The 22,705-nt window shown below is 61.5% G+C and carries 20 protein-coding genes; 15 read left to right on the top strand and 5 right to left on the bottom strand.

The window, feature by feature from the left end:
* Positions 1-5: 5 nt before the first annotated feature.
* Genes AB8A27_RS23535 through AB8A27_RS23545 form a run of 3 tightly spaced genes read right to left on the bottom strand, consistent with a single transcriptional unit; the run spans position 6 to position 3,576 of the window.
* A complete protein-coding gene (locus AB8A27_RS23535) occupies positions 6-926 on the bottom strand; it encodes an ABC transporter permease (protein WP_441243998.1) in 921 nt (306 codons plus the stop codon).
* A 10-nt stretch (positions 927-936) separates the two neighbouring features.
* A complete protein-coding gene (locus AB8A27_RS23540; protein WP_441243999.1) occupies positions 937-1,950 on the bottom strand; it encodes an ABC transporter permease in 1,014 nt (337 codons plus the stop codon).
* A gap of 6 nt (positions 1,951-1,956) precedes the next feature.
* Positions 1,957-3,576, bottom strand: coding sequence for an ABC transporter substrate-binding protein (locus AB8A27_RS23545; protein WP_441244000.1), 1,620 nt, complete (start codon positions 3,574-3,576; stop codon positions 1,957-1,959).
* A 319-nt stretch (positions 3,577-3,895) separates the two neighbouring features.
* Between AB8A27_RS23545 and AB8A27_RS23550 the strand changes: the two genes are divergently transcribed.
* The 4 genes from AB8A27_RS23550 to AB8A27_RS23565 all read left to right on the top strand — a co-directional run bounded on the left by AB8A27_RS23550 (position 3,896) and on the right by AB8A27_RS23565 (position 8,170).
* Entirely contained in the window at positions 3,896-5,965 is a 2,070-nt protein-coding gene (locus tag AB8A27_RS23550; RefSeq protein ID WP_441244001.1) for a TonB-dependent receptor, read from the top strand.
* 130 nt (positions 5,966-6,095) lie between these two features.
* Positions 6,096-6,881, top strand: a complete 786-nt coding sequence (gene exbB, locus AB8A27_RS23555; protein ID WP_441244002.1) for a tonB-system energizer ExbB — start codon at positions 6,096-6,098, stop codon at positions 6,879-6,881.
* Between the two features lie 3 nt (positions 6,882-6,884).
* Positions 6,885-7,322: a TonB system transport protein ExbD gene (gene exbD, locus AB8A27_RS23560; RefSeq protein ID WP_441244003.1), complete on the top strand. Its 438-nt coding sequence runs from the start codon at positions 6,885-6,887 to the stop codon at positions 7,320-7,322.
* Positions 7,319-8,170, top strand: a complete 852-nt coding sequence (locus tag AB8A27_RS23565) for an energy transducer TonB family protein (protein WP_441244004.1) — start codon at positions 7,319-7,321, stop codon at positions 8,168-8,170. Before exbD ends, AB8A27_RS23565 begins: the two co-directional genes overlap by 4 nt.
* 40 nt (positions 8,171-8,210) lie before the next feature.
* Here the strand turns inward: AB8A27_RS23565 and ugpB are convergent, their stop codons facing one another.
* On the bottom strand, positions 8,211-9,533 hold the full coding sequence (gene ugpB, locus AB8A27_RS23570) for a sn-glycerol-3-phosphate ABC transporter substrate-binding protein UgpB (RefSeq protein ID WP_441244005.1): 1,323 nt from the start codon (positions 9,531-9,533) through the stop codon (positions 8,211-8,213).
* A gap of 439 nt (positions 9,534-9,972) precedes the next feature.
* Here ugpB and AB8A27_RS23575 point away from each other — a divergent pair, with 439 nt between their 5' ends.
* The 11 genes from AB8A27_RS23575 (at position 9,973) to AB8A27_RS23625 (ending at position 21,261) form a co-directional block, all read left to right on the top strand.
* Complete coding sequence (locus tag AB8A27_RS23575; RefSeq protein WP_441244998.1) at positions 9,973-11,976, top strand: ATP-binding protein; 2,004 nt, start codon at positions 9,973-9,975, stop codon at positions 11,974-11,976.
* Entirely contained in the window at positions 11,946-13,700 is a 1,755-nt protein-coding gene (locus AB8A27_RS23580) for an ATP-binding response regulator (protein ID WP_441244006.1), read from the top strand. The genes AB8A27_RS23575 and AB8A27_RS23580 overlap by 31 nt, the downstream gene beginning before the upstream one ends.
* Positions 13,697-14,434: a response regulator gene (locus tag AB8A27_RS23585; RefSeq protein ID WP_092148949.1), complete on the top strand. Its 738-nt coding sequence runs from the start codon at positions 13,697-13,699 to the stop codon at positions 14,432-14,434. Before AB8A27_RS23580 ends, AB8A27_RS23585 begins: the two co-directional genes overlap by 4 nt.
* A 194-nt stretch (positions 14,435-14,628) precedes the next feature.
* Positions 14,629-15,240 carry a sigma-70 family RNA polymerase sigma factor gene (locus AB8A27_RS23590; protein ID WP_092148952.1) on the top strand — a complete coding sequence of 204 codons (612 nt, stop codon included), beginning with the start codon at positions 14,629-14,631 and terminating at the stop codon, positions 15,238-15,240.
* 229 nt (positions 15,241-15,469) lie between these two features.
* Complete coding sequence (locus tag AB8A27_RS23595; RefSeq protein WP_441244007.1) at positions 15,470-16,159, top strand: cytochrome c biogenesis CcdA family protein; 690 nt, start codon at positions 15,470-15,472, stop codon at positions 16,157-16,159.
* Between the two features lie 24 nt (positions 16,160-16,183).
* Positions 16,184-16,735 carry a thioredoxin family protein gene (locus AB8A27_RS23600; protein WP_441244008.1) on the top strand — a complete coding sequence of 184 codons (552 nt, stop codon included), beginning with the start codon at positions 16,184-16,186 and terminating at the stop codon, positions 16,733-16,735.
* 80 nt (positions 16,736-16,815) lie between these two features.
* On the top strand, positions 16,816-18,225 hold the full coding sequence (locus AB8A27_RS23605) for a cytochrome ubiquinol oxidase subunit I (RefSeq protein ID WP_441244009.1): 1,410 nt from the start codon (positions 16,816-16,818) through the stop codon (positions 18,223-18,225).
* A complete protein-coding gene (cydB, locus tag AB8A27_RS23610; RefSeq protein ID WP_441244010.1) occupies positions 18,222-19,223 on the top strand; it encodes a cytochrome d ubiquinol oxidase subunit II in 1,002 nt (333 codons plus the stop codon). Before AB8A27_RS23605 ends, cydB begins: the two co-directional genes overlap by 4 nt.
* Positions 19,223-19,372 carry a DUF2474 domain-containing protein gene (locus AB8A27_RS23615; protein ID WP_441244011.1) on the top strand — a complete coding sequence of 50 codons (150 nt, stop codon included), beginning with the start codon at positions 19,223-19,225 and terminating at the stop codon, positions 19,370-19,372. Before cydB ends, AB8A27_RS23615 begins: the two co-directional genes overlap by 1 nt.
* Positions 19,373-19,532: 160 nt before the next feature.
* Positions 19,533-20,135: a L,D-transpeptidase gene (locus tag AB8A27_RS23620; RefSeq protein ID WP_441244012.1), complete on the top strand. Its 603-nt coding sequence runs from the start codon at positions 19,533-19,535 to the stop codon at positions 20,133-20,135.
* An 85-nt stretch (positions 20,136-20,220) separates the two neighbouring features.
* Positions 20,221-21,261: an amino acid ABC transporter substrate-binding protein gene (locus AB8A27_RS23625; protein ID WP_441244999.1), complete on the top strand. Its 1,041-nt coding sequence runs from the start codon at positions 20,221-20,223 to the stop codon at positions 21,259-21,261.
* Between the two features lie 265 nt (positions 21,262-21,526).
* Here AB8A27_RS23625 and AB8A27_RS23630 read toward each other — a convergent pair whose 3' ends face one another.
* Positions 21,527-22,663, bottom strand: a complete 1,137-nt coding sequence (locus AB8A27_RS23630) for an acyl-CoA dehydrogenase family protein (protein ID WP_441244013.1) — start codon at positions 22,661-22,663, stop codon at positions 21,527-21,529.
* Between the last annotated feature and the right edge of the window lie 42 nt (positions 22,664-22,705).

Consider the following 22,705-nt stretch of genomic DNA (forward strand, 5'->3'; position numbering starts at 1 on the left):
GGCCCTCACGTGCGTCGCTGCGGATCGACGATGTCGCGCAGACCGTCGCCCAGCAGATTGAAGCAGAACACCGCGATCATCAGCGCGAGACCGGGAAACAGTGCGATCCACCATTCGCCCGACACCATGAAGGAGGCGCCTTCGGCGACCATGATGCCCCATTCGGCGGTCGGCGGGCGGACACCGAGACCGATGAAGGAGAGGCCCGCGGCATTGAGAATCGCGTAGCCCATGGTCAACGACATCTGCACGATCATGATCGGCATGATGTTCGGCAGGATATGCACCAGCAGGATGCGCATCTCGCTATTCCCGGATAGCCGCGCCGCCTGCACGAAACCGGCCTCGCGGCGGACATTGGCTTCGGCGCGCGCAACGCGCGCATAGAGCGGGAAGTTCACGATCGCCGTCGCGATGATGATGTTCTGCACGGTGTTGCCGAGCGCAGCGACGATGCCCATGGCCAGCACGAATAGCGGAAACGCCATGATCGTATCGGCGATGCGGCCGACGATGCGATCGGTCCAGCCACCGAAATAGCCGGAGGCAATGCCGGCGAGGCCGCCCATGGCGAAGACGAGCGCCACCGAGGCAATGGCAATGAAGAAGTCGAGCCGGGTCGCCACGATGACGCGGCTGAAAATGTCACGCCCGAGCTGATCGGTCCCGAACCAGTGCGCCGCGGACGGCGCCTTCAACGCCTGCGCGGTGTCGCTGGCGAGCGGATCGTAGGGCACGACATACGGCCCGAATAAGGCAGCGAACACGATCAGCACCAACAGGCCGAACGCAAAACCCGTGACGCGGTTTTCGCCTAGAATGTAGCGAGTGTGCGACAGCGTCGCGGCAAAGCCGGAGCTTCGCTTGACGGGCGCAGGCTGCGGTGCAGGAACGGCTTCGGAATCGACAGGCGTGACAGCGTTCATGGTTTACACCTCACCCTTCCAGCCGCACGCGGGGATCAATCACGCCGTAGAGAATGTCGATGATCAGATTGATCAGCACATACATGATGGCCATCGTCAGCACGAAGCCCTGCACCGGCGCGAAATCCGACGAGATCAGCGCTTCGACCGCGTATGAGCCGATGCCCGGCCAGGCGAATACCTTCTCGACCAGCACATTGGCGCCGAGCAGGAACGAGAACGTCATCGACAGCGTGGTGATGACTGGCAGCATGGCGTTCCGAAAGGCGTAAGTGACGATCACGGCGCGTGGCGACAGGCCGCTGGCACGCGCCGTGCGGACGAAGTCGGACGACAGGATCGCCAGCATCGAGGCGCGGGTCATCCGCGCGATCGGCGCAAGTGAAAAGATCGCCAGCGTCGCTGTGGGCAGGATCAATTGGTTGAGGGCAGACCGGAAGGCTTCCCAGTCGCGCGCGATGAGACTGTCGATCAGGTAGAAGCCGGTCACACTGGGAGGCGTCGACGCGAACACGTCCAGTCGCCCGAGCGGCGCCGGCGACCAGCCGAGCCTGAAATAGAAGACATAGACTAGCACCAGACCGGTGAAGAACACCGGCAACGATACGCCCGCCGTCGTGGTCACCCGGCAGAGATGATCGATCCACGAGCCCGGCCGAGTGGCCGCGAGAATACCGAGCGGAATGGCGATCATGACCGAGACCAGCAGACCAAGCAGCGTCAGTTCGGCCGATGCCGGCAGACGATTGCGAAGCTCCGTCGCCACCGGCTGGCCTGTCGTCAGCGAATTACCAAAATCGCCCTTGGCCAGATCCGCCGTATAGCGGAAGAACTGCTCGATCAGCGGCTTGTCGAGACCGAGTTTCTTGCGGATTTCCTCCACCGCCTGCTTGTCCGCTGAAGGCCCCGCGAAATAGGCCGCGGGATCGCCGGGCAGCGCGCGCGTCAGCAGGAATGTGACGATCACGACCCCGATCAGAGAGGGGATCGCGAACATCAGGCGTTTGCCGATCAGGCTGAGCATGACGCATCACGCCTTCACGAGCGCGCGGTAATCGAGCCGGCGGTGGAACCAATACTGGTAGCCGGAAATGTTCTTCTGCATCGCCACGTTGACATAGGGCTGATACAGCGGGATCCGCGGGATGTCGGCGAAAGCGAGATCGACGAAACCCTTCACGTCCTTCTCATAGGTCGCCTTGTCGCCCGTCGCGGCGGCGGTACGCGCGCCGTTGATGAACTTGTCCATCTCCGGCGACTTGTAGCTCATGGTGTTAAACACCGAATTGTCGCCGTGATAGCACCAGTAGAAGAAGTATTCGGGGTAATCGAGCCAGCCGGAGAACACGTTGGTGTAGAGCGGCATCTCCTTCTTGTTCAGCTCAGTGCGCCAGTTGGCGCCGGGGATCTTGTTGATCGTGGCCTTGATACCGATCTGCGCAAGACTTTCCTGGACCAGCACACACAGCGGCTCGTTGACCACCGCAAAGCCGAGATCAAACGAGATCGAGGTCTCGAAACCATTGGGATAGCCGGCCTCCGCGAGCAGTGCCTTCGCCTTCGCCATGTCGGTATTGTATTTGTGCGGCTGCGGCCAGGCGACTTCGGTCGGCTTGTCGGCGGCAGCGCCATACATCGGATTGGCGAGACCGAACAGCACGGCATCGACGATCTTCTGATAGGGCAGCGCATAGGCTACAGCCTGGCGCACCTTCGGATTGTCGAAGGGCGGCTTGGTGACGTTCATGCCGATATACTGGATGCCGTTGGAGAACGGCAGCGAGGTCACGTTCAGCTTGCCGTTGGCCTTGATCTCCTGGAAATCCTTGTAGGGCAGCTCATAGGACATATCGGCATCGCCGCGCTCCAGCAGCGCACGCCGGTTGCCAGCCTGCGGCACCATGCGCCAGATCACGCGCTTGATCTTCGGCATCGGGCCGCTGACCCAGTCGTCATTGCGCTCGAGGACGACTTCGGTGCCCGCGGTCCACTTCGTCACCTTGTAGGCGCCGCCACCGGCGGTCTGCATCTTGGTGTATTCGAGACCCCACGGATCCTTCTCGGTGGCGTTCTTCTTCACCAGTTCGGAATTGATCACGCAGGGCACGATGACCGCGAGATCCGGAATCGTCAGGCGATCCTTGGTGGCGAAATCGACCCGCACGGTGTGATCATCGACGATGACGAACTGCTCGGGTTTCTTCAGCGAACCGGCGCTCATCTGGAAGGTCGGAAAACCACCGACGCTGACCGAACGATCCAGCGACCACTTCACATCCTTCGCCGTCACCGGCGCGCCGTCATGAAACTTCGCGTTCTTGCGCAGCTTGAAGGTCGCCGACATGTCGCTGATGGTCATGTCTTCGGCGAGTTCGGGCTTGAACTTGTCGCGGTCGTAATAGGGCACGCCACCGGGGCCGGCCTTCATCTCGTGACCGATCAAACGGTCATAGCAATTCCACGACACTTCATAGCCGGGCACGTTGGTGCCAACGCCATGAATATCGAGATTGTTGGGGCCGCTTTCGGAGACGATCAGCAGGGTTTCGGACCGGACATCTGCCTTGGCGGACGAAAAGATCGCCGGACCGGTGACCATCGCGCCGGCGGCGGCGCCTGTGGCGGTTTTCAGAAAATCACGACGCTTCATTCTTGCTCTCCCCAAGGGCGCGAGTGGATCGGCTTGGGAACAGACATCGCAAACTTCGTGCCAGAGCTTAATGAACCCCTAAGAGTCGCCTAGGCGTCTGATAAATCGAGCATTTCCATAACAAGCCGAACGATCGGCATCGTCAGGAACTCAGGCGCATTGCATACAAAGATATTCATATGCTCATAATTTAAACATCCCCGCAGGCCTGCCTCGTCATTGCTCGCCCGATTCTGGCTTGACATAACTGGCTCGCACCTCCTTATTGCGAATAGTTCGCATTAGCATTCGCATCAGATCAAGAACCTTGGGGAATGGCGTGAGTTTGAGGTTGTGGGCGTCGATCACGGGGGCAGCATGCCTCTCATCCATCTGGATTGGGGAGGCGAGGGCCCAGGAGGGACAGACGCTCTCGGAAATCGTGGTCAGCGCCGAGCGCGAGAAAGAAGCGGACGGCTTCCAGTCCTCCACCCTCCTCACGGGTGACGCCCTGCAGCGCACGACCTCCGCCTCCCTCGCCGACCTGCTGGCCACCCAGCCGGGTGTTGCGGCATCGACTTTTGCGCCGGGCGCGAGCAGGCCAAATATCCGTGGCCTCGACGATTATCGCGTTCGCATTCAGGAGAACGGCATCGGCAGCCAGGATGCGTCGGATTTCAGCCAGGACCACCAGGTCCCGGTCGATCCGCTCTCCGCCGACAAGATCGAGGTGATCCGCGGCCCGGCGACGCTGCGCTACGGCAATCAGGCCATCGGCGGCGTCGTCAATGCCAGCAACAATCGCATTCCGGAAAATCTCGTGCCGGACAGTTTCAGCGCGCGCATCAAGGGCGGCGGCTCCTCGGTGGATAGCAGCATCGACGGTGCTGCCAGCATTGATGCGTCAGGCAACAATGTCGCCATTCATGTCGACGCCTTCGGCCGCAGCGCCGGCGATTACAGAATTCCCGGCGGCGGCGTGCAGGCCAATACGAGACTGCGCTCGGAAGGCCAGTCGGTCGGCGGTTCCTACATCTTCGATGGCGGCTATATCGGCACCGCGATCCAGCACATCACCAGCCTCTATCATATCCCCGGCGTTGCCGAGTCAGCGGCGCGGACTCGCATCGATCTCGAACAGACCAAAGTGACCAGCAAGGGCGAATGGCGCGCGCCAACCGACGGCATCGCTGCGATCCGCTATACGTTCGGCATCAGCGACTACAAGCATGGCGAGCTCGGCATCGGCAGCAATGGCGTCGATGGCCTGCAGAACACCATCACCAACAAGGAAATCGAAGGCCGCTTCGAACTGGACCATGCTGCGGTCGCAACGCCACTCGGCGCGTTGACCGGAAGCTGGGGCGTGCAGGCCAGCAATCGCAAGCTCGGCACTGCAGGCCTGCTCGGCGGGTTGCTCGCACCGACCAATACGGACACGGTCGCAGGCTTCGTGTTCGAGCAATTGCAGCTCTCGGACACTCTCAAATTTCAGGCAGCAGGCCGCATCGAGCATCTTTCCGTGTCCGGCATGGCGCCGATTTTCCCCAGCAATCTCCTGCCGCCGCCCGACACATTCTCCGAGACCGCAGCGATGCGCGATTTCACTCCGAAGAGCTTCAGCTTCGGACTGCTGAAATCACTACCCTGGGACATGGTTGCCAATCTGAGCGTACAGCGTGCGCAGCGCGCGCCTGCCGCGCCCGAGCTTTATTCGCGCGGCTCTGATGGCGCATCCGGCACCTTCGTCATCGGCAATCCGGATCTGAAAATCGAAACCGCCGAGTCGATCGAAGTCGGCCTCAAGCGCAGCAGCGGCCAGCTTCGCTTCGAGGCCAGCCTCTACTACACGCGCTACCTCGATTTCATCTTCAAGCAGGTGACCGGCAACTTCTGCACCGACACTTTCGCGAGCTGCGGCGCGACCGGCCCGCTTCTGCAGGTCGCTTATGGCCAACGCGACGCGAATTTCCGCGGCGCCGAGCTGATGGCACAACTCGATGTGACTCCGCTCAGCGACGGCATGTTCGGCATCGATACGCAGTTCGACGTGGTTCGCGCAACCTTCGCCGATGGCAGCAATGTTCCGCGCATCGCACCGATGCGCGTGGGCGGCGGCGTCTGGTGGCGCAGCGCCGAATGGTATGCCCGTCTGGGTGTCCTGCATGCATTCACGCAAAATGACATTGCTCTCAACGAAACGCCGACTGCCGGCTACAACTTGCTGAAGGCCGAGGTGAGCTATACCCACACATTCGCGAAGGTCGACGGCGGCCTGCGCGACATCACCTTCGGCGTCACCGGAGACAATCTGCTCGACGAACAGGTCCGCAACCACATCTCCTTCAAGAAGGCGGAAGTGCTGCAGCCCGGACGCGGCGTGCGGCTCTTCACGAGTATGAGATTTTGAGCACCGAGACCTTGGAATCGCTCCAGTTTAGGCCTCAACTTCGCCTCCGGAGGGCGACATCGTTCACATGCGAAGCTATTCTTCGCCATCATCTCACATCGCAAGCTTCGACCGACGGAATGCAGCCCCTATGACAAGATCCTGGTCTCCCATCACAACTGTATTGGTGGCGGTTAGCGGAACGGCGGCGGTTCCGCAGATTGCTGTAGCTGCGACCACGGAAGCGTTGCTGCCGCATAATCTGTCCCCATGGGGCATGTTCATGAACGCCGACATCGTGGTGAAGGCCGTGATGATCGGTCTTGCTATCGCCTCGCTGGTAACCTGGACGGTCTGGCTCGCAAAGACCATCGAACTCAACCGCGAAACACGCTCCGCAAAACGGCGGCTCGACATACTGGAAAGCGACACGACACTGGCCCAGGTCGAGCGCGACAGCGCCGATGCCCGTGATCCCGTGGCCCAGCTCATTCATTCGGCAGTGCGCGAGACTGCGCTCTCCCATGGACTGTTCGATGACGGCTTCAAGGAACGCATTGCGCTTCGGCTTGAGCGTGTCGAACAGGCGATGTCGCGCCGGATCTCCCGTGGCATCGGCGTCGTCGCAACGATCGGTGCGACTGCGCCCTTCGTCGGCCTGTTCGGAACCGTCTGGGGCATCATGAACGCCTTCATCGGCATTTCGGAAACCAAGACCACCAACCTTGCCGTCGTCGCACCGGGCATCGCAGAAGCATTGCTCGCGACAGCACTTGGTCTTGTCGCAGCCATTCCGGCGGTGGTGATCTACAATCAGCTCGTTCGCAATATCACGACCTACCGTGCGTTGCTCGGCGATGCCTCCGCGCAGGTCATGTTGCTGATGAGCCGTGACCACGGTCGTCGCGGCATGCCGATCTCGCGAGCGGCGGAATAGACCATGGCTGCAAGATTAGGTGGGCGCTCAGGCGGCGGTGACGACCTCGAAGTCAACCACGAAATCAATGTTACGCCTTTCATCGACGTGATGCTGGTTCTGCTGATCATCTTCATGGTGGCAGCGCCGCTGGCAACAGTCGATCTCGGTGTCGACCTGCCGGCAAGCGCCGTTGAGCCGCAGCCGCGTCCTGACAAGCCGGTCTTTGTCACCGTCAAGCCTGACCTGACAATCGCTGTCGGCGAAGACATCATCCCGCGCGATACGCTTAGCGGCACGCTGGATGCTGCGACCAAAAACAACAAGGACGAGCGCATCTTCCTGCGCGCGGACAAGGTCGTGAGCTATGGCGATCTGATGGAAGTGATGAACCTGCTGCGCAATGCAGGCTATCTCAAAGTCGCACTGGTCGGCCTCGACGGACGAACCTCCGCGCCATGAATGTCTTTGCGCTACATGCGCCGACCGACAGCGTCGGTCTTCGCTGGACCGGGTCGGCGATCGCCATCGTCGCGATTCATGCCGGCCTGATCGCTGCCGGCATCTGGTGGTACCATCAACCTAGCCCTCCAGGCGTCGCGATGCCGACCATCATGATCGATATGGCGCCGGCCACCGCTGCGCCCGAAACACAGCCGCTGGATATCGCGCCCGGCCCCGAGATGCAGCAAGCGGAAGCGCCGTCCGAGCCGCCGCCAGAGCCTGTTCAGCAGAAGCAGGTGGAAGAGCAGATCCCGCCGACGCCGCTGATGGAGAAGCCGGTCGTCGAAGCGCCGCCCGAGCAGAAGACCGAGCCGACGCCTCCCCCGCCCGAACAGGCCAAGATCATTCCCGATCCGCCAAAGCCGGTGCCGGAAAAGCCCAAGCCGAAGCCGATACGCGCCGAGGTCAAGAAGAAGCCCAACGATACGCCGGCAGCGCCGCAGACCACCGCAGCACCGCGCGCAGAGCGCATTGCGCCTGCGGCATCGGCGGCCGCCGCCGGTGCATCGAGGGCAGCGTCAGCGTCTTATAATCAGCTCGTCCAATCACACTTGCAGCGTTTCAAGCAATTTCCCCAGAGTGCCCGCACTGGTCAGTCAGGCACGGCAGTTGTCAGGATCGCCTTTACGCTCGATCGCAGCGGTCGCGTGCTGTCTTCTCGCCTCCTGGGATCGTCGGGAAATTCGGCGCTTGATGCCGAAACGCTCGCCATGGTTCGCCGCGCGCAGCCATTCCCGGCATTTCCGCCGGAGAAGACTGGCAGTACGGAGGCGTTCAACGTTCCGCTGCGATACGATCTTCGTTAGCGACTAACGAAGATCGTCGTGTGCCGCGACGTGGCAGATATCACTGAACGGGATTGGCGCGCTCGAACTGGCGCAGCAATTTGTTGCCGCGCTCTGTTGCGGCGTCGAGGGCCTCCTGCGCAGGCTTCTTGCCGCTGAAGGCTTGCTCCAGCTCATCCTCGATGGCGTCACGGATCAGCGTGAACGAGCCGAGGCGCAATCCCTTCGAATTTTCCGTCGGCGCCTTGAGCGTGATCTGCTCGATGGATTTCACGGTGCCGGGGTTGCGATCATAAAAACCCTGCTGGCGCGTGAGTTCATAGGCAGCGCGCGTGATCGGCAGGTAACCCGTCTTCTGGTGCCATGCCGCCTGCACTTCGGGCTGCGAGAGAAACGCAAAGAACTTCGCGACGCCCTTGTATTCTTCGCGCGGCCGATCGCGCAACACCCAGAGCGTGGCGCCGCCGATGATCGAATTCTGCGGTGCGCCCGCGACATCAGGCCAATAAGGCATCAGGCCATAGCCGACTTCGAATTTCGCATTGGCAAGAATGTCTGCGCGGGTTCCCGACGAGCCCAGGAAAATCCCGCATTCGCTCTTCTGAAAGCGCGGCTCGGCCGCTGTCGCGCGGCCGCTATAGTCGAAGACCTTGGTTTTCTGCCATTCGGCGAGTTGCGCGATATGGCGCGCCATCAACGGATTGTTGAAGGTTAGCATGGCGTCCAATCCGCCTAGGCCATTGGACTTGGTCGCCACCGGGATGTTGTGAAATGCCGAGAAGTTCTCGACATTGATCCATGATGGCCAGGCCGTGGTGAAGCCGCAAACCGCACCCGCCATCCGCAATCGCTTGGCAGCGGCGCCGAGTTCCGGCCAGGTTCGCGGCGGCTCGTCCGGATTGAGCCCGGCGGCCCGGAACAGATCCTTGTTGTAGTAAAGGATCGGCGTCGACGCATTGAACGGGAAGGACAGCATGTTGCCGGCCATATCGGTGTAGTAGCCCGTAATGGCTGGCAGATAGGCCGATGGATTGAACGCTTCCGCCTGGTCGCGCATCAATTCGTAGACCGGATAGGTCGCGCCTTTCGCCGCCATCATGGTGGCCGTCGCGATTTCATTGACCTGGACGATGGCCGGCTGGCTCCGGGACCGGAAAGCGAAGATCGCCGAGGTCACCGTCTCGGTGTAGTTGCCCTTGTAGACCGGAACGATGCGATAGCCCGTCTGCGTGGCGTTGAAATCCGCGGCCAGCTTTTCAACATGCCGGCCGAGTTCTCCGGACATCGCGTGCCACCACTGAATGTCGGTGGCGCGTGCGGGCGTCGCCATCTGGCTGGCCGTCACCACAAGCGCGAGATATCCGAGCGCCGCCTTCAACTTCATTTCATTCTGCCCTTACAACGCCGTCGGCTGCCGGCCTGCTGTGCTATCATTCTTGTTGGGAGGCCAAAGCGTCCCCCCAATAAAATAATGATTCCGTTATAGTTTTGATCGAAATAGCCCCGCACGATAGCGGTTACCGGATACGATCTGCCGCAGCACTCTGTTGAGACCAAACGTCATTCGGTTCAATCGGACCGGACGCAGTTCAACCAGCTGTTGCAGGCCAATAGCCAGCAACACCTCTATTTGCTAGATTGAACTGTCTCGCAACCTCAACGAAACTCTTTCAGACTATAAAGATCGAGTTGCCGGGTTGTGACGCACGGCTGTCTCACCGATTGAACCTTTCGCAAGGCCGAATGACAGACCTGTGGTGACGAGCCCGCACAACGGAGTTTCTGACGGACAGGACGAGCTGGCGGCACGAGGCCGGACCGGCATCGTTGCTGCTGTCCGTGCGATTCCGATCCGCTGGCGCATTCTGTCCATCGCAGCCCTGAATTCGGCGGTCGTCCTCGTCCTGGCGGGATTGATCTGGAGTGGCTCGCGGGTCCTGTCTTCCGCCTGGGATGATGTGCGCCAGGTCCGGCAGTCCGATCAGGTTCTGGCCCTGCTCGAGAGCGAGACCGGCCGGCTGCAGAACCTGATCCATCGCTATATCAATCAGCCCAGCCCCGAACTGTTCGCCGAAATCCTGTTGCTGCGCGAGGCCGTGCTTGGGACGCTGAACACCCGCGCCTCGACCGATCCCATGCTGTCGGGCTCCGTCGCCGAGCTGGAGCGCGTCACCGAGCGCTTCCTCAGCGGCTTCGGTGAATTGCGGACGCTTCAGACCACCATTGCGAAGACCTATGAGGAACAGGTGCTCGGGCCCGCCAAGGACATGGCGGGACTGTATTCCATCATCGAAGGCGCCACCGGACAGCGCGATGCACTGATCTGGCCCGCACTCGGCAAGTCGCGTGAGGCATTCACCGCGATGCTGGTCGCCGCCAACGCCTATTATCTGTCGCTGGCATCCGCCGCGGCCGAGGAGGCGCGGCGCAACACAGAAACGATCGAGCGCACTATCCCGGTCATGACCGACCTTGCCGACAATGATCTGCAGCGCATCGCACTGCAACGGCTCAAGGGACGCGCAGTCGCACTGCGCCAGGGCCTCGCAAAACTGTCCGATCAACTCTCCAGCCGCACGGACCTGCTGCGCAACTCGATCGATGCCAGCCAGGCCGACACGATTGCTGCGATCGATGGTCTGTCCGTCAAGATGCGCCAGCGCGAGCAGTCCGCGCAGGCCACTTTCGACCGCACACTGACGGCGATCTCCCGCAATGTCATGGTCATCGCCGCGGCGTTTCTTGGGCTGATCATCACCGCAGGCATCATTATCGCGCTGAGCATCCGCCTGCCGCTGCAGCAGATCATGACCTCGATGCGCGCAATCACCTCCGGCGACTATGATCGCAAGGTCCAGGGCACTGCCGCGACCGACGAGGTCGGCGCCATGGCCCGCGCGGTCGAAGTGTTCCGTGAGAACGCTGTCGCCAAGCGCGAAGCCGAGAACGAGCTGCGCGCCTCGAAAGAGAAGGCCGAAAGTGCCTTGCTCGAACTAAATGCCGCACAGCAGAATTTGATTGACGCCGAACGGCTGGCCGCACTCGGCGGTCTGGTCGCCGGCGTGGCCCATGAGGTCAATAACCCGATTGGCATCAGCCTCACCGTGGCATCGAGCTTTGCGCGGCGCTCGGAAATGTTCGAGGCCGAGCTGCGCTCCAATGCCCCGCTGAGGCGCTCGCAGCTAGAGGAATTCGTCAAGACGTCACGCGATGCGGCGCAGCAACTGGTCGCCAACCTACATCGCGCCGGCGAGCTTATTCAGTCCTTCAAACAGGTCGCCGTCGATCGTTCCCACGCCGAACGGCGGCAATTCAGCCTCTCCGAGGCAACCGATCAGATCATCGCCAGCCTTCGACCCGTCCTGAAGAAGGCCCCGATCACGCTGACGGTGGATGTGCCGGACGGGCTCATGATCGACGGCTATCCCGGGTCCTATGGCCAGATCCTGACCAATCTGTTCCTGAATGCAGCCAATCACGCATTCCCGGACGGCAAGCCCGGCGCCATTGCGATCACCGCGAAACCGCGCGGCACCGACGATATCGAGATCAGCTTCTCCGACAACGGCGCGGGCATGAGCCCGGACGTCCAGCGGCAGGCGTTCGACCCATTTTTCACCACGCGCCGCAACGAAGGCGGCACCGGCCTCGGCCTCCACATCGTGTACAATCTGGTGACCCAGCAGCTGGGTGGCCGGATGATGCTGGAGTCAAGACTGGGACAAGGCACGACATTTCGCATTATCATGCCGCGGGCCGCCACTGGCGCCGCTGGATCATTTGACGGGACTACGCAATGGCCGACCAGGACGATGTCCTCTACCTGATTGAAGATGCCGGGGACGCCCCGGAAGAATCCAATAATCGAAAATGGAAGATCGCGGTCATTGACGATGACCAGGCCGTGCATGAGGGCACGCGCTTCGCGCTGAGCGACTACACCCTGAACGGCCAGTCCCTGGAAATCCTGTCGGCCTATTCCGCCGCCGAAGGTCAGATCCTGATGCGCGAACATCCGGATATCGCGGCCGTACTGCTCGACGTCATCATGGAGACGGATGCCGCCGGCCTTGAACTGGTCGAGTTCATCCGCAACGAACTGCACAACGAAACCGTTCGCATCATCCTGCGCACCGGCCAGCCCGGTCAGGCGCCGGAGCGTCGCGTCATCGTCGATTATGACATCAACGACTACAAGGCGAAGACCGAACTGACCGCCGATAAGCTGTTCACCTCGCTGACGGCGGCACTGCGCAGCTATCAGCAGCTCGAGCGCATGGTGCAGACGCGGCGCGGCCTCGAAATCATCATCGACGCAGCCTCGACGCTCTACGATTTCAAATCGATGCAGCGGCTCGCCGAAGGCGTGCTGACCCAGATCGCATCGCTGCTGAATGTGGACTGCGCCGGCATTCTGGTGCTGCGCGATGGTGGCGTTGTCGGCGACGACTATGCCGTCCTTGCCGGATCAGGCTGCTACAGCCGCTTCATGGGTACCGCGACTTCGCAGTCGCTCGACCCGGACCTGCGCCAGATGGTCGAAGAGGCCTTCAAGCGCCGCAAGCATGACTTCGCCGACCATCGGACGGCGCTCTATATCCGCACCGGAAGCGGCCGCGAGGTTGTCGTGCTGCTGCAGGCAGAGCGGCCATTGTCGGAGACCGATCGTTCGCTGGTGGAGATCTTCGGCAGCCGGTTATCGATCGCCTTCGACAATGTGATCCTCTATCAGCAACTGCACGAGGCCAATACGCAGTTGGAAGATCGCGTGGCACAGCGCACCCGCGCGCTGATGCAGGCCAACCGCCGTCTCTCCGCGCAGTGGCTGCGGCTGCAGCGCGCCAACGGCTTCAAGAACGAGATTCTGGGCACCGTCGCCCATGACCTGAAGAATCCGCTCGGTGTGATCCTCGGGCGCACCGAGATGCTGACCGAATTGATATCGGCGGGATCACCGAAGGAGAACGTCTCCGCGCAGATCGATCATATTCGTGACGCCACCAAGCGACTGACCTCGATGGTCGATCACCTGATCTCCGATGCCATGGCGGACGCGTTCGATATCACCATCCGCCGTGAGCCGGTCGATCTGGCGACGCTGGTTCGGGATGTCGCGGAAGCGAACCGGCCGTCTGCCGTGAACAAACAGCAGGATCTCTCTGTCTCGGCGCCGGATCACCACGATCTCACCATGTGCGATGCTGACAGAATCCGCGAAGCCATCGACAATCTCGTCAGCAACGCCATCAAGTACAGCCCGATCGGCGGCAAGATCGCGCTGCTCATCACGGGCGACGCAGATTATGTCCGCATCAGCATCAGCGACGAAGGTCCCGGCCTGTCGCCGGAAGATCTCGACCGTTTGTTTGGCCGTTTCCAGCGGCTTTCAGCCAAGCCGACCGGGGGCGAAAGCTCGACCGGCCTTGGCCTGTCGATCGTCAAGCGCATCATCGACATGCATGGCGGCGAGGTCAATGCTGACAGTCCAGGCCCCGGCCAGGGCGCCATCTTCACCATCCTGCTGCCAGCCACCACCGAGGGCCTGTCATGAGCCAGAGCCCGCATATCGTCATCGTCGACGACGAAGCGCCCGCCCGCGAGATGGTGGGCGACTATCTCAAGATGCACGGCTTTGCCGTGACCCTGTGCGACGGCGGCAAGAGCCTGCGCAGCGAAATCGAGACCAAGGTGCCGGATCTCGTGGTGCTCGACCTCAATATGCCCGAGGAAGACGGGCTCTCGATCATCCGCGATCTCAAGAGCCGCATCAATGTGCCGGTGATCATGCTCACCGCCACCGCAAGCCCGATCGACCGGGTCGTCGGCCTCGAACTCGGCGCCGATGATTACATCGCCAAGCCCTGCGAACTCCGCGAATTGATGGCACGCATCCGCTCGGTCTTGCGCCGAAGCACGCCGGTGAAAGGCGCAGCAGCAGATGCAGCGCCTGCCAAGGAGAGCAAGGATCATCTCGTGCGCTTCGGCACGAAATGGCTCGATCTGGAAGCGCAGGCCTTGCGTGACGACGAAGGCAACGAACATCCGCTGACGGCTTCCGAATTTGGCCTGCTCAAGGTATTTGCCGCGAATCCGAAGCGCGTGCTCTCGCGCGAACGGTTGCTCGAACTGGCCAATGCCAGGGATGCCGAGGCTTTCGACCGGGCGGTCGACCTGCGGATCATGCGAATCCGCCGCAAGATCGAGCCCGATCCGACGAAGCCCGCCGTGATCCGTACAATTCGCGGCGGCGGCTATTTGTTCTCCCCATCGGGTGAGAAGGCCTGAGCACCCCTTTTTGAATCTATCTCATTCAATTTGCACGCATTTCACCTCTGAATGTTTCGTCGCCAAGCTTGCGACGAAACAATTCTCCGGTTCCATGAAACCATTTTCCGCTTTTGGAGCCAACGTCCTGAAACCGGGGCTCCTTAACAATCCTCCCAACGAAGCCGCCACGCGGTCTCTTACGGGAGTTAGTCATGCAGAACGTCATCGCCCTCAATGCCGCCGGTCAGCAGGGTATCATCACGGCCCGCGCCACCTCGGACGAGATGCTGCTGGAGAATATCGCGGGCGGTGACCGCACGGCGATGCACACGCTTTATGCCCGGCACAATGTGCGGGTCTATCGCTTCGTTCTCCGCATGCTGCGTGACGCGTCGGCGGCGGAAGATCTGGTCAGCCAGGTTTTCCTCGATGTGTGGCGGACCGCCAGCCAGTTCGAAGGCCGCTCGCAGGTCTCCACCTGGCTGTTGTCGATCGCACGCTTCAAGGCACTGACCGCGCTGCGCCAGCGTAAATATGAAGACATCGACCAGGACGATGTCATGGAAATCGCTGACGAGGCCGATACACCTGAGGCATCGCTCGATCGCAGCCGCACCAGCGCCATTCTCCGGGCCTGTGTCGCCAAGCTGTCGCCGGCGCATCGCGAGATCGTCAACCTCGTCTACTATCATGAGAAGTCAGTGGAAGAGGTCGCCGGCCTGATCGGTATCCCCGCATCGACGGTGAAGACCCGTATGTTCTACGCCCGCAAGCAGCTCGCCGATCTCCTGAAGACCGCGGGCATCGACAGTATCGCTGCGTAATCTGCCGGATCCTTTTGCTCCAACGTTCCAGACGTCAGTTCGCGTAAACCTCCCCACCTCCAGCGACCCGGACGGGATGCCCCCTTCCGGGTCGCATTCTGTTGGCCATTCAGGCGAGAACACGAATACGTGACGCCCAGGGCGTAACATCAGCACCGTATCAGCCGAAGACCATCAAGCGCGCATCAAGCCAACAGGCCTGACCGCCAACGCTGAATGGATCCGGCCGATGCTCAATCTTCTGCTCGCTGTGCTTGCCGGTGTCGTAACGATAGCGACACCTTGCACGCTACCGGTATTACCGATCCTGCTCGGGTCCTCCGTGGGCCAGACCAGCCGCATTCGCCCGGCGCTGATTGCCTTTGGCTTCGTGGTGTCGTTCTCGGCCGTTGCGTTGCTGCTCGGCGGCCTCACGCAGATCTTCGACTTCGATCCGAACATCCTGCGCACCATAGCCGCAGTGCTTCTGCTCGGTTTCGGGCTGTTGATGATCTTTCCGACGCCGTTCGAATGGCTGACAGCCCGGATCGGCGGGCTCGCCAGCCAGTCCACCACCACAGATCTCAGCAATCTTGGCGGCTTCGTGCTTGGCACCACGCTCGGCCTCGTCTGGACACCCTGTGCCGGCCCCGTCCTCGGCTCGATCCTCACCATCATCGCAACGTCCAAGGATGTCGCCTGGGCCAGCGTTCTGCTCATTGCCTACACCATCGGTGCAGCTATCCCGATGCTCATCATCGCCTATGGCGGACAGGCCATCACGACGCGCGTGCGCAGCCTCGCCCGCCTCACTCCGCGGCTACAGCAAGCCTTCGGCGTCATCGTGATCGGCTTCGCGATCGCCTCCTACTTTCAGTACGACACGCTGATCGTCGCGTGGCTGACGGGATTTTACCCAAGCGGCCAGATAGGCCTTTGACACTTTGAGACAACGGAGTTTGCCATGACCATACGATCGCTCGCGACATCGGCCTCACTGATCGCGCTGTGCCTGTTTGGCGCGACAGCGCCGGGATTTAGTGCTGAAACTACGCCGGCGCAGATAGCTGCCGTGCAAGGCACCGCACCGAATTTCACCGGCATCAGCAACTGGTTTAATTCCCCTCCACTCGATATCAAGAGCCTGCGCGGCAAGGTCGTGCTGGTGGACTTCTGGACCTATGGCTGCATCAACTGCGTCAACACGCTGCCGCATGTCACGGCGCTGCACGCCAAATACAAGGATCGCGGTCTCGTCATTGTCGGCGTTCACACGCCGGAATTCCCGTTCGAGAAATCTGCCAGCAACGTGCAGAACGCACTGAAGCGCCACGGCATCACCTATCCCGTGGCACAGGACAATGAGTCCAAGACCTGGAACGCCTACAGCAACCGCTATTGGCCCGCGCAATACATCGTCGATCAGAGTGGACAAATTGTCTACCAGCACGACGGGGAAGGCCAATACGAGCAGATGGATAGTATTATCAAGAAGTTGCTGAGCGCAAACAGCTAAGCCCCGAAACCTGCGTATAGTAGGCTTGGCCACAACACCGTGATAGCATCCGTCCAGTAACTAAAATTGGACGGATGCAGATGTTCGAAGGCTTTGACCCTGTCATACTAGCCCGAGCGCAATTTGCGTTCACGATGTCATTTCACATCATCTTTCCAGCGTTCTCGATCGGGCTCGCGAGCTATCTCGCCGTTCTCGAAGCGCTCTGGCTGTGGGCCGGGCGCGACGTCTTCCTCAACCTGTTCAATTACTGGCTCAAGATCTTCGCCGTTGCCTTCGGCATGGGCGTGGTCTCGGGCATCGTGATGTCCTACCAGTTCGGCACCAACTGGTCGACCTTCTCCGACAAGGCCGGACCGATCATCGGCCCGCTGATGGCCTATGAAGTCCTCACCGCTTTCTTTCTCGAAGCGGGCTTTCTCGGCGTCATGCTGTTCGGCCTCAAGCGCGTCGGTCCAAGGCTGCATTTCTTCGCAACGTTGATGGTCGCGATCGGCACGCTGTTTTCAGCGTTCTGGATTCTCTCGGCGAATTCCTGGATGCAAACGCCGGCCGGCTACAGCATCAACGCTGCCGGCCAGTTCGTCGCGGCCGACTGGTGGAAGGTGATCTTCAATCCGTCCTTCCCCTATCGGCTCGTGCATATGGTTCTGGCGGCCTATCTCACCACGGCTTTCGTGGTCGGTGCCGTCGGCGCCTGGCATCTTCTCAAGGACTCGCGCCTGCCGGGCCCGCGCGTGATGTTCTCCATGGCGATGTGGATGGCCACGCTGGTCGCGCCGCTGCAGATCCTCGCCGGCGATCAACACGGCCTCAACACGCTCGAGCACCAGCCAACCAAGATCATGGCCATGGAAGGCCATTTCGAGAGTCATCCCCATGGTGCACCGCTGATCCTGTTCGGCCTTCCAAGCGAGACCGAAGGCAGGGTGAACTACGCCATCGAGATACCCAAGCTCGGATCCCTGATCTTGAAGCACGATCCGAATGCACCGATGGCCGGCCTCGACACCATCCCGCGCGAGAACTGGCCGCCGGTGCCGGTGACCTTCTGGTCGTTCCGTATCATGGTCGGCATCGGCTTTCTGATGCTGGGGCTGGGCCTGCTGAGCCTTTTCATGCGTTTCCGCGGCAAGTTCTATGAGTCGCGTTTGCTTCACAGCTTTGCGCTCGCGATGGGCCCGGCCGGCTTCATCGCTGTGCTGGCCGGATGGGTGACCACCGAAACCGGGCGGCAACCCTTCACGGTGTTCGGCCTGCTGCGGACCAGCGATTCGGTTTCGCCGCTGGCTGCGCCTGCCGTTGCGTCATCGCTGATCGCCTTCGCCATTGTCTATTTCCTGGTCTTCGCCGCCGGCACGATCTATCTGCTCCGGCTCATGGCCGCGCCGCCGCATCATGACGAGCAAGGCCCGTCGGGCGACGTCCCGAGCCGTGCGGCGGGCATTACCCCGGCTGTAGGCGCCACCGCATCGGGGCACGCGTCATGATCGATATCGCGGTCGTCTGGGCCTTCATCATCGCCTTTGCCGTATTCGTCTATGTCGTCATGGACGGCTTCGATCTCGGCCTCGGCATGCTGTTTCCGCTTTTCCCGAAGAAGGAAGACCGTGACGTCATGATGAACTCGGTCGCTCCGGTCTGGGACGGCAACGAGACCTGGCTGGTGCTGGGCGGCGGCGGGTTGATGGCGGCGTTTCCGCTGGCCTATGCAGTGCTGATGCCGGCGCTGTACACGCCGATGATCGTGATGCTGCTCGGCCTCGTATTCCGCGGCGTCGCTTTCGAATTCCGCTGGCGCACCACGCGCGAGCGCAATCTGTGGGACATCGCCTTTGCCGGCGGATCGCTGATGGCTACACTGGCGCAAGGCGTCGCGCTCGGCGCGATCCTGCAGGGCATCGTCGTCAATGGTCGCCACTATGGCGGCGGCTGGTGGGACTGGCTGACACCGTTCAGCGTCCTGACTGGACTCGCGCTGATGGTCGGCTACGGCCTGCTCGGCGCCACATGGCTCGTGTTGAAGACCGAAGGCGCATTGCGCGATCAGGCCTATCGTCTGAGCTGGTGGCTGCTGTTCGCCATGCTCGGCGCGATCGGTCTCGTCAGCATCGTGACACCATTTCTGGATGCCGAATATGCGCGGCGCTGGTTCACCTGGCCCAACATCATTCTGACGGCGCCGGTACCCGTCGCGGTCGCTGCCGTCACCGCACTCCTGATGCGGAGCCTCGCAGCGAAGCAAGACTACCGGCCGTTCTTCCTGTCGCTGGCGCTGTTCGCATTGTCCTATGCCGGATTGGGCATCAGCATGTGGCCCTATATCGTGCCGCGCAGCATCACCATCTGGCAGGCCGCATCTCCCGACAACAGCCTGCATTTCATGAGCTACGGCGTTGCCGTGCTGGTTCCCATCATCCTCGGTTACACCGCTTGGGCCTATTACGTGTTTCGCGGCAAGGTTCGCGCCGGCGTGGGCTATCACTGATGACACCTGCATCGCAGCAAAAGCCTGACTCTTTGGGCAAGCGCCCGCTGACGCAGCGCCTGTTGTGGTTTGTTGCGCTGTGGCTGGGCGGCGTCACCAGTGTGACCCTCGTCAGCTACGTGCTGCGACTGTGGATCGCACCGAAATAGGCGCGGTGACCTTTAATCAAATCGTCACCCGCGGACGGCAAAACTGCCGACGCCTCGCGACGTCCGCGCGCGGACCGTCGCTATGCCCGCTGATTTCATGGTTTCCGTGATTTGGCTGGGATGATACAGAATATCGGACGCGAAACCGGAGATGCCCGCGATGATCAACATCCGCCGCCTGCTTGGCTTTCAACTCGTCGCCGCAGTCAGCCTGATGTTGTCGATCACGCAAGGCCTCGCCCAGCAGCCGCGTCCGGATGTTGGCGACGAGCCCGGGCTGATTGCCGACGACTCCGTTCAGCTTGAACCGGAATTCCAGAAGCAGATGGTGCTGTACCGCACCACCGAGGCGCCGGGCACCATCATCATCGCGACTTCGGAACGCCATCTCTATGTGGTGCAAGGCAATGGCCGCGCGCTGCGATACGGCATCGGCGTCGGCCGCGATGGCTTCCAGTGGCAGGGCCTCTTGAAGATCTCGCGCAAGGCGGAATGGCCGGACTGGACGCCGCCGCCGGAAATGATCGCGCGCCAGCCTTACCTGCCACGCTTCATGGCTGGCGGCCCCGGCAATCCGCTCGGCGCCCGCGCACTCTATCTCGGCGCCACCGTCTATCGCATCCACGGCACCAACCGGCCCGACACCATCGGCACCGCCGTGTCGTCCGGCTGCTTCCGGCTGGTCAATGCCGATGTCGCCGATCTCTATGACCGGATCCCGGTGGGTACCAAGGTCATCGTGCGCCAGAAGCCTGAAATCTGATCCTGCGCGTGATCGCACAGCTCTTCGATCCAGCTTTTCCTCTGACACACCTTATCACCGACAATAGGGCGGATTTCGCATGGCGATGAAGCGGACTTTCACGACCGGGCTGGCCATCGGCCTGGCGGTTGCCACTGCAGTGGCTGCGGCTGCAATCACCTATGAGCGCTACGACACCAAGACGCTGAAGCGCACGGTCAAGCGCGATGCCGTCTTGTGCGGCGTCAATACCGGCCTGCCCGGCTTCTCGTCGCCGGACGCGCAGGGCACCTGGACCGGCTTCGATGTCGACTTCTGTCGCGCCGTCGCCGCCGCGATCTTCAACGATCCGAAAAAGGTGACGTTCGTCCCGCTCGATGCCTCCGACCGCTTCAAGGAGTTGCAGAGCCGTAAGGTCGATATCCTGTCGCGCAACTCCACCTGGAGCATGTCGCGCGAGACCAATTACGATCTCTATTTCCCTGCGGTGTCCTATTATGACGGCCAGGGCTTCATGGTGCCGAAGTCCCGCAAGATCGACTCCGCGCTGGAGCTCGACGGCAGCAAGGTTTGCGTCCAGGACGGCACGACCACAGTGCTGAACCTTGCCGACTACTTCCGCAGCAACAACATCAAATACACCGAAATGAAGTTCCCGAAGCTGGACGATGTCCTCAAGGCCTATAATTCCGGCCAGTGCGACACTTTCACCGCGGATGCGTCGCAGCTCTATGCGCTGCGCCTGACCATGAGCAAGCCCGACGACCACCTGATCCTGCCCGATGTCATCTCCAAGGAGCCGCTGGCTCCCGTGGTGCGCCAGCGTGACGACGACTGGATGATGATCGTGAAGTGGACGCTCTACGCCATGATCAATGCCGAGGAGCTCGGCATCACCTCGAAGAACATCGACGAAGCCCTGAAGTCCAAGAAGCCCGACGTGATGCGTCTGGTTGGCACCGAAGGCGCTTACGGCGAAGACCTCAGCCTTCCCAAGGACTGGGCCGCCCGCATCATCCGCCATGTCGGCAATTACGGCGAAGTCTATGACCGCAATATCGGTGAAGGCTCGAAGCTGAAGATTCCGCGTGGGCTCAACCAGATCTGGAGCGCCGGCGGCATTCAATACGCGCCACCGATCAGGTAGTTTCTTTCTTACCTCTCCCCGCATCTTGCGCGGGGAGAGGTCGAGTGGCGAAGCGCAGCGTAGCCGGTCGGGTGAGGGGCATGGCACAAGGCCAGTGCCAATCTCGCAACTTTTGGATCGAAGATTTTCTTTGCAAATCGGAGCGCGGCAATCATCGGAGCGATCCGATGGCCCGCATGCAAGGCACATATGTGCCATGCCCCTCACCCGGCGCTGCGCGCCGACCTCTCCCCGCAAAGAGCGGGGCGAGGTTAAGCAAGATGCCTCAATAATTCTTCAGCCGCGCCAGTTGATCCGCATGGTAATTGCTGTCCCCCAGCAATTCCTGACAGACCCGCGCCCGCTTCATGAAGAAGCCGATGTCGAACTGGTCGGTCATGCCCATGCCGCCATGCATCTGCACACCTTCCTGCACCGCGAGCGTCGCCGTGGTGCCGGCCTTGGCCTTGGCGACGGCAATCGCGGCCGGCGCCGTCGGCGCGCCGTCATCGATGAGTTGCAGCGCCTTCAGCACCGCCGCGCGAGTCACCTCGATCTCGGTATAGAGATGCGCGGCGCGGTGCTGCAGCGCCTGGAATTCACCGATCAGTTTGCCGAACTGCTTGCGTTCCTTGAGATAGGTCACGGTGCGGCCGAATACTTCGTCTGACAGGCCGACCATTTCCGCAGCGACGGCACCGCGGCCGATATTCAGCACGCTGTCCAGCAATGCGCCGCCCTGATCGACATCGCCGAGCACACTGTCGGCGGTGACTTCGACGTTGTCGAACGTGATCCGCGCTGCATTGTGCGAATCCACCATCGCGGTGCGCTCCACCGCGATGCCCTCGGCCTTCGGATCGACCAGAAACAGCGTGAGCCCGTCGCGCTCGCCCGGCGCGCCTGCGCTACGCGCCGCAACGATCAGGAGGTCGGCGGTGTGACCATCGACGACGAAAGACTTCGCGCCGTTCAGCTTGAAACCATTGCCAGAGCGCGCGGCCTTCATCGCCGTCTGTAGCGGACGATGCTTCGCGCCTTCATCGATGGCCAGCGCCGTGAGTAACGCGCCATTGGCAATCTTTGCCAGGTATTCCGCCTTCTGCGCATCGCTGCCGCGGTTCAGCGCCGAGACACCCAGCACGGCCGTGGAGAAGAATGGCGACGGCATCAGCGTGTGGCCGATCTCCTCCATCACCACGCCGGCCTCGACCGCGCCGAGCCCGCTGCCGCCGAATACTTCCGGCACCAGCAGCCCGGCAAACCCCATCTCGGAAAACGTGCGCCAGTAGTCGCGCGAGAACCCGGTCGCATCCTTGGCATCCCGCAACTGCCGGAAATGACTGACCGGCGCCTTGTCGCCGATAAAGCCTCGGGCGCTGTCGCGCAGCATGGTCTGTTCTTCGTTGAGGAGGAGAGGCATGGTTGTGATCCGATAATGAAGGTCTTTCGACCGAATTGATCC

The organism is Tardiphaga sp. 768_D3_N2_1, assembly GCF_052076105.1.
In the GTDB taxonomy this organism is placed as follows: Bacteria; Pseudomonadota; Alphaproteobacteria; order Rhizobiales; family Xanthobacteraceae; genus Tardiphaga.